Below are 851 nucleotides of genomic sequence, written 5' to 3' on the forward strand. Positions count from 1 at the left end.
CCCAAAAATAATAAAATTTATTAGCGAAAAAATCTTTCCTAAAACAGGGATTCTTTTCTTATAGCAAAAATGACTCATGCGGTATAAAATCACTGGAGTCATTTTCATTCCAACAAAAGCTGAAATTATTCCTAAAAGAGATACTTTCGATTTATTACGCCCACTCAGTTTGTAATATCTCCGTATATCTTCCTTAACTAACTCAAACATTAGGATGACTCCCTGTAAATATTTTAATTCTCACAAGAACAAGAGTTACAATGAAAAGTAAGAAATATGTCTGAATAAAAAACAAATTATAAAAACCACTAAATATTGCACACTGCATTGCAATCGCATAAGGAAATAAACTAAAACGATATGACTTTAGCAAATTCTTGTAGGCAATACTGAAAAGCAGAAGTAAGCATGTAACCACAATTAGGGAGCCCGCGATGCCAAGATCGGGCATTAGCTTTTCAAACATTGTTGAAACGTTGGCATTATCATCTACTAATGCCATGGTATCATGGAATCCTAAATCACTATAAATGAGATTTCGGATAACACTGGGGAAAAGATCCTGGAAGCTTGTAAAATCGTATACCGGCACTATATCCGCAAAGTTATAGGCGAGATTTGCAAGACCCGCAGTAACATAGACATAAAACCATGTAAATCCTGAAGGCAGACTCGACAAAAATTGGCCTTGTGGTGACAACAAATATTCATACGGATTTTCTGCGCCCCTGATATCTCCTACTGCTCCAAAAAGTAGAACTATTGTCACAACTGACAATACAGTATAAACAAACATCTTTTTCGTGAATTTTTTATAAATAAAGAATAAAAAGAATATTTCTACGAGACCA

General features: G+C 34.2%; 2 pseudogenes. Both read right to left on the reverse strand.

Going from position 1 to position 851, the window contains the following annotated elements:
* A pseudogene (locus IM313_RS22520) lies at positions 1 to 210 on the reverse strand (serine acetyltransferase); the annotation flags it as partial.
* Positions 203 to 851: pseudogene (locus IM313_RS05235) on the reverse strand (hypothetical protein); the annotation flags it as partial. The pseudogenes IM313_RS22520 and IM313_RS05235, both read right to left, overlap by 8 nt.

The sequence above is a fragment of the Enterobacter cloacae complex sp. P2B genome (genome assembly GCF_014895985.1).
GTDB lineage: Bacteria > Pseudomonadota > Gammaproteobacteria > Enterobacterales > Enterobacteriaceae > Enterobacter > Enterobacter bugandensis.